This window comes from Bacillus sp. 05T31, from assembly GCF_056396725.1.
The window spans coordinates 20126-27558 of the sequence record NZ_JBFTMA010000003.1 but is presented as its reverse complement, the minus strand read 5'-3'; the positions used below and the strand labels follow the sequence as shown (position 1 = coordinate 27558).

General features: G+C 37.5%; 7 protein-coding genes. All 7 read left to right on the top strand.

The genetic code is table 11. The features are described 5' to 3' along the window. Nucleotides 1-1549, top strand: a 1549-nt coding sequence (locus AC1DJR_RS00500) for a long-chain-fatty-acid--CoA ligase (protein ID WP_477001835.1), incomplete at its 5' end; no start/stop codon positions are given. A 106-nt stretch (nt 1550-1655) separates the two neighbouring features. After that, complete coding sequence (locus tag AC1DJR_RS00495) at nt 1656-2243, top strand: TetR/AcrR family transcriptional regulator (RefSeq protein WP_012261773.1); 588 nt, start codon at nt 1656-1658, stop codon at nt 2241-2243. 11 nt (nt 2244-2254) lie between these two features. Then, nucleotides 2255-3031 (top strand): enoyl-CoA hydratase, encoded by a 777-nt coding sequence (locus AC1DJR_RS00490; RefSeq protein ID WP_477001836.1) that lies wholly within the window; start codon nt 2255-2257, stop codon nt 3029-3031. 78 nt (nt 3032-3109) lie between these two features. Beyond that, nucleotides 3110-3883: an electron transfer flavoprotein subunit beta gene (etfB, locus tag AC1DJR_RS00485; RefSeq protein WP_002088867.1), complete on the top strand. Its 774-nt coding sequence runs from the start codon at nt 3110-3112 to the stop codon at nt 3881-3883. A 36-nt stretch (nt 3884-3919) separates the two neighbouring features. Next, nucleotides 3920-4897 carry an electron transfer flavoprotein subunit alpha gene (gene etfA / locus AC1DJR_RS00480; protein ID WP_002015402.1) on the top strand — a complete coding sequence of 326 codons (978 nt, stop codon included), beginning with the start codon at nt 3920-3922 and terminating at the stop codon, nt 4895-4897. A gap of 211 nt (nt 4898-5108) precedes the next feature. After that, nucleotides 5109-5423 carry a thioredoxin gene (gene trxA, locus AC1DJR_RS00475; RefSeq protein WP_000974757.1) on the top strand — a complete coding sequence of 105 codons (315 nt, stop codon included), beginning with the start codon at nt 5109-5111 and terminating at the stop codon, nt 5421-5423. A gap of 155 nt (nt 5424-5578) precedes the next feature. After that, the gene (uvrC, locus tag AC1DJR_RS00470) at nt 5579-7363 is read left to right on the top strand and encodes an excinuclease ABC subunit C (protein WP_429688088.1); all 1785 of its coding nucleotides are present in this window, start codon (nt 5579-5581) and stop codon (nt 7361-7363) included. The last annotated feature ends 70 nt before the right edge of the window (nt 7364-7433 follow it).

Below are 7433 nucleotides of genomic sequence, written 5' to 3'. Positions count from 1 at the left end.
AGATGTTACATTTTCAGATTTCCATGACAAGGTAAAGAAATTTGCGACTTACCTTCAACGGCTTGGTATTGAAAAAGGCGATAGGGTTGCGATTATGTTACCGAATTGTCCGCAATCTGTAATTGGTTATTATGGTACTTTGCTTGCGGGGGGGATTGTTGTACAAACGAATCCTCTTTATACAGAAAGAGAGCTTGAGTACCAACTTCATGACTCAGGGGCAAAAGCTATTCTTTGCCTGGATTTAGTGTTTCCGAGAGTTACTAATGTTCAAACTGCAACAAAGCTTGAGCATATTATCGTAACCCGTATTGCAGATTTTTTACCATTCCCTAAAAATTTACTTTATCCATTTGTACAAAAAAAGCAGGCAAATCTTGTTGTGAATGTGTCGGAAAGCGAAACGATTCATCTTTGGAAATCGGTAGAAAGAGAAAGTAATGCTGATGTTGAAGTTCCATGTGATCCTGAAAATGATCTAGCCCTTTTGCAGTATACAGGGGGAACGACAGGGTTTCCAAAAGGGGTTATGTTAACGCATAAAAACCTCGTTTCGAACACTTTAATGGGAGCKCATTGGTTATATAATTGYAAAGAAGGAGAAGAGGTAATTCTTGGTGTTCTTCCGTTTTTTCATGTGTACGGGATGACAGCTGTAATGAATTTAAGTATTATGCAAGGATATAAAATGGTGCTTATTCCGAAGTTTGATATGAAAATGGTTTTTGAAGCAATTAAGAAACATAAAGTTACACTATTTCCAGGAGCACCAACCATTTATATTGCTCTATTAAATAGTCCTCTTTTAAAAGAATATGATATTTCTTCAATTCAGGCTTGTATTAGTGGTTCTGCACCGCTTCCTGTAGAAGTGCAGGAGGAGTTTGAGAGAGTTACAGGTGGTAAATTAGTAGAAGGTTATGGATTAACGGAGTYATCACCAGTTACACATGGGAATTTTTTGTGGGAAAAGCGTGTGCCGGGAAGTATTGGGGTACCRTGGCCGGATACAGAGGCAATCATCATGTCACTTGAAACAGGAGAGTCATTACCTCCAGGTGAAATTGGTGAAATTGTTGTAAAGGGCCCACAAATTATGAAAGGGTATTGGAATAAGCCAGAAGAAACGGCAGCTGTACTGCAAGATGGCTGGCTCCATACAGGTGATGTAGGATACATGGATGAGGATGGCTTTTTCTATGTGAAAGATCGTAAGAAAGATATGATCGTTGCTAGTGGCTTTAACGTATATCCTCGTGAAGTAGAAGAAGTGTTATATGAACACGAAAAGGTGCAAGAAGTGGTAACAATCGGTGTTCCTGATCCTTACCGAGGGGAAACTGTAAAAGCGTTTGTTGTTTTGAAAGAAGGCGCTGAGTGTTCTGAAGAAGAATTAGATCAGTTTGCACGTAAATATTTAGCAGCTTACAAAGTTCCGAAGGTATATGAGTTTAGAAGTGAGTTGCCGAAGACGACAGTCGGAAAAATTTTACGTCGTGTCCTAATAGATGAAGAGAAGAGAAAGAATGAGGATGAGCAAACGGGCTAAGGCCCTTTCTTTTTGAAAAAATAGGATTGACACTTTTCTAAATAGTCAGTATTATAAGAATATGAATGACTATTCATTCAGTCATCTTCTTGAAGGGGACAGTAAAGTGAAGAAAAATAGACCGAAATACAATCAGATTATTGATGCTGCAGTCATTGTGATTGCGGAGAATGGATACCATCAAGCGCAAGTTTCTAAAATTGCAAAGCAAGCTGGGGTAGCTGATGGCACGATTTATTTATATTTTAAAAATAAAGAAGATATATTAATATCCTTATTCCAAGAGAAGATGGGAGAATTTGTTGAAACAATTCGTCAAAAAATAGCAGGAATTGAAAGCGCTGTAGCGAAGTTATTCATGTTGGTAGAAACGCACTTCTTGCTGTTGTCACAAAATGATCCTCTTGCTATCGTTACGCAATTAGAGCTAAGGCAGTCCAATCAAGACTTGCGCCTTAAAATAAATGAAGTATTAAAAGGCTACTTACAAGTTATGGATGAGATTTTAGAGACAGGTATAAAGCAAGGTGAATTTCAGGCGGATTTAAACGTTCGCGTGGCAAGACAAATGATCTTTGGAACAGTAGATGAAGTTGTGACCAATTGGGTAATGAGCGATCATAAGTATGATCTGGTCGCACTTTCAAAAACGGTACATGGGCTACTTATTGCAGCTTGTGGTTATCGTCAATAATGGGAGGGATCATGTTGAAATTCCTATCTGTAAAAGTTGAAGATCATATCGCGGTGGCGACGTTAAATCATGCGCCAGCTAATGCGATGTCTTCACAAGTTATGCATGACGTTACTGAATTAATCGATCAAGTGGAAAAGGATGATAACATTCGTGTTGTTGTTTTACATGGTGAAGGACGCTTCTTCTCAGCAGGGGCAGATATTAAAGAATTTACATCTGTTACTGAAGCGAAGCAAGCAACAGAGTTAGCACAGCTTGGACAAGTTACGTTTGAGCGTGTTGAAAAATGCTCAAAACCAGTTATTGCGGCAATTCATGGAGCGGCACTTGGCGGCGGCCTTGAGTTTGCTATGTCTTGCCACATGCGCTTTGTAACTGAAAGTACAAAGCTTGGTTTACCTGAATTAACACTTGGATTAATTCCTGGTTTTGCAGGTACACAGCGCTTACCACGTTATGTTGGTAAAGCGAAAGCTTGTGAAATGATGTTAACAAGTACACCAATTACTGGTGCAGAAGCATTACAATGGGGACTTGTTAACGGAGTGTTTTCTGAAGAATCCATTTTAGAAGATACGCTTAAAATTGCAAAACAGATTGCTGGAAAAAGCCCAGCAACAACTCGTGCTGTGCTAGAGTTATTACAAACGACAAAGTCGTCTCATTATTATGAAGGTGTACAGCGTGAATCACAGATTTTTGGTGAAGTATTTACGAGTGAARATGGAAGAGAAGGCGTAGCAGCGTTTTTAGAAAAACGTAAGCCTTCATTTAGTGGTAGGTARTCYAATTATTTTTTTAATRMAAATTAACAGAATTTTAAAATTGATAGAATCTTTCTGAAAAATAAGGGGGTAAATGRAATGAACATCTACGTACTCATGAAACGAACATTTGATACAGAAGAAAAAATCGTAATTAAAAACGGTGCAATTTACGATGGCGAAGCGGAATTCATCATCAACCCTTACGATGAATATGCGATTGAAGAAGCRATTCAAGTAAGAGATGCACAAGGTGGAGAAGTTACTGTTATAACAGTTGGTGGCGAGGATAGTGAAAAAGAACTTCGCACAGCATTAGCGATGGGCTGCGATAAAGCGGTACTAATTAACATTGAAGATGATGTTGAGAATGGTGACCAATTTACAACAGCAAAAGTGCTCGCTGAATATTTAAAAGATAAAGAAATCGATTTAATTTTAGGCGGGAACGTTGCGATTGACGGTGCATCTGGACAAGTTGGTCCACGAGTAGCTGAAGCGTTAAATATCCCATACGTAACGACGATTACGAAGCTTGAAATTGATGGTACAAATGTGAAGATTGAGCGTGATGTTGAAGGGGATACAGAAGTAATTGAATCATCATTACCTCTTCTAGTAACAGCGCAACAAGGTTTAAATGAACCGCGTTATCCATCACTTCCAGGTATTATGAAAGCGAAGAAGAAGCCACTAGAAGAAGTAGAATTAGATGATTTAGATTTAGAAGAAGATGATGTGGAAGCAAAAACAAAAACAATTGAAATCTATTTGCCTCCTAAGAAAGATGCAGGAAAAGTGTTACAAGGCGAGCTGCAAGATCAAGTAAAAGAACTTGTATCGTTGCTCCATACAGAAGCGAAAGTAATCTAATAAAATACGAAATTATATATGCAGGAGGGAAAATCTATGGCTCGTAAAGTATTAGTAATGGGTGAAGTTCGTGATGGATCGCTACGTAACGTTTCGTTTGAAGCGGTAGCAGCAGCAAAAACAATTGCAGAAGGCGGTGAAGTGGTAGGTCTTCTAGTTGGAGACAGCGTTGCCTCTTTTGCAAATGAATTGATTCATTACGGTGCAGATCGCGTTGTGACAGTTGAAAATGATAAATTAAAATCATATACATCTGATGGATATGCACAAGCGTTTTTAGCTGTATATGCTGAAGAAAAGCCAGAAGGCATTGTATTTGGACATACGGCACTTGGTAAAGATTTATCACCAAAATTAGCAGCGAAATTAGAAGCTGGTTTAATTTCTGACGTAACGGCTTTAGAAGTTGAAGGTGGAAATGTTATCTTCACTCGCCCGATTTACTCAGGCAAAGCATTTGAGAAGAAGATTGTAACAGATGGTATATTATTTGCGACAGTGCGTCCAAATAATATTGCAACTCTTGAAAAAGACGAGTCTCGCACAGCTGACGTGTCTTCTATTACAGTAGATGTGAAAGATTTACGTACAATCATTCAAGATGTTGTCCGTAAAACTGCAGAAGGTGTTGATCTTTCTGAAGCGAAAGTTATTATCGCTGGTGGACGCGGTGTGAAGAGTGAAGAAGGATTTAAACCGTTAAAAGAATTAGCTGACGTACTCGGCGGCGCAGTTGGAGCATCACGTGGTGCTTGTGATGCAGAGTACTGTGATTATTCATTACAAATTGGTCAAACAGGTAAAGTTGTTACACCAGACCTATACATAGCATGCGGGATTTCTGGTGCGATTCAGCATTTAGCTGGTATGTCTAATTCAAAAATAATTGTTGCGATTAATAAAGATCCAGAAGCTAGTATCTTCAAAGTAGCTGACTATGGTATTGTCGGTGATCTGTTTGAAGTATTACCTCTTTTAACAGAAGAGTTTAAAAAGTTAAAAGTACATTCATGATTTGAGTACCCTTGAGTTCCAAGTGAAGTACCCCTATATATAGAAAAAGGTGAGAGATCCCCTGTCTCTCATCTTTTTAGTATTTCATCCATATTTTTATATAGTATAAAGGAACATTTTTTTGTTACAATACATAACGATACATAATATTCGCCACGTATAAAAGTTAATGATATACTCTTGGTAGAATATACTTGAAGGAGGAAATAAAATGGCAATTATAAATGCAAATGACCAAAGCTTCGCAGCTGAAACTAGCGAAGGTGTTGTACTATTAGATTTCTGGGCGCCTTGGTGCGGACCTTGTAAAATGATCGCTCCTGTATTAGAGGAAATCGATTCAGAGTTAGGCGAGAAAGTAAAAGTAGTAAAAGTGGACGTTGATGAAAATCAAGAAACTGCTCGTCAATTCGAAGTAATGAGCATTCCAGCTCTTTTCGTATTAAAAGACGGTAAAGTGGTTGATCAAGCGTTAGGATATAAACCGAAAGAAGCGTTAGTAGAATTAGTTTCTAAACACTTCTAAAATAAAAAAAGCTACCATTTGGTAGCTTTTTTTATTTTCTTTTTTACAACCTTTCCGTTACAATAAAAGAACGTATGTTGGGTGTTTTGGCATAGTATGTTTTTATGTGAAAATAAAAATGATAAGCATAAGCATGTAGAAATGGAGGGAGACGAGTGCACGAGCATTTAAAAGAGAAGTTAGCAATTTTGCCCGATCAACCTGGTTGTTATTTAATGAAGGATAAGCAGGGAACGGTTATATATGTCGGAAAAGCAAAGGTACTCAAAAATCGTGTGCGCTCGTACTTTACTGGTTCGCATGATGGGAAAACACTTCGGCTTGTTGGAGAAATTGTTGATTTTGAATATATTGTGACTTCCTCAAATTTGGAGGCTCTTATTTTAGAGTTAAATTTAATAAAAAAATATGATCCAAAATATAATATTCAATTAAAAGATGATAAAACATATCCTTTCATTAAAATTACAGCTGAAAAACAGCCGCGCTTACTCATTACGCGAAATGTAAAAAAGGATAAAGGAAAGTACTTTGGGCCTTATCCAAATGCGCAATCGGCACATGAAACAAAGAAATTATTAGATCGTATGTATCCACTTCGTAAATGTTCAAATATGCCAGATAAAGTTTGCTTGTATTATCATATGGGTCAATGTTTAGCACCTTGTGTGAAAGAAGTAACGGATGAGCAAAACAAAGAAATTGTTGATGAAATTATTAAATTCTTAAACGGTGGGCATAAAGAAATTCGTTCAGAATTAGAAACGAAGATGTATGAGGCTTCAGAAAAGCTAGAATTTGAACGGGCAAAAGAGTTGCGAGATCAAATTGCTCATATTGATGCAATTATGGAAAAGCAAAAGATGATTATGAGTGATTTAGTGGATCGTGATGTGTTTGGATATGCAGTTGATAAAGGGTGGATGTGTGTTCAAGTTTTCTTCGTTCGAAAAGGAAAGCTAATTGAACGTGATGTTTCTATGTTCCCGATTTATGATGAACCAGAAGAGGGGTTTTTAACTTTTATCGGTCAATTTTATGAAAACAGTAGTCATTTCAAGCCGAAGGAAATTGTTGTTCCAGGAAGTATAGATTCAGAATTAGTAGAGCGCTTTTTAGAAGTTGAAGCGACACAGCCGAAGCGTGGGAAGAAAAAAGACCTTGTAGAATTAGCAAATAAAAACGCAAAAATTGCACTAGAAGAGAAATTTCACTTAATTGAACGTGATGAAGAGCGGACGGTTAAAGCCATTGATAATTTAGGGAAGCAGCTGGGCATTGAAACCCCATATCGTATTGAAGCGTTTGATAACTCGAATATTCAAGGGACAAATCCCGTTTCCGCAATGATTGCTTTTATCGATGGGAAACCAGAAAAGAAAGAATATCGGAAATATAAAATTAAAACGGTTCAAGGTCCTGATGATTACGAATCTATGAGGGAAGTTGTAAGACGCCGTTATACGAGGGCGCTTAAAGAGAATTTACCTTTACCAGATTTAATCATTATTGATGGTGGAAAAGGCCATCTGGCCGCTACAAGTGATGTTCTGGAGAACGAACTCGGTTTATATATTCCGATGGCAGGGCTTGTAAAAGATGACAAACATAAAACCTCCCATTTAATTATTGGAGATCCACCTGAACCTGTGATGCTTGAGAGGAATAGCCAAGAATTTTATTTATTGCAACGCATTCAAGATGAAGTGCATAGATTTGCAATTACATTCCATCGCCAGTTGCACGGGAAATCGGTCATTCAATCAGCATTGGATGATATTCCAGGAATCGGCGATAAACGAAAAAAGGTATTGCTAAAACATTTTGGTTCATTAAAAAAGATGAAAGAAGCTTCCATATCGGAATTTGTCGAAGCAGGTATGCCGAAAAATGTAGCGGAGACAATTTATACTTATTTAACAGATAAGAAGACGTTGTAGTTTACAACGTCTTCTGTTTTTTGGTATAATTTCTGAAGATTTAAAATAAACACACCTAAATGAATATACA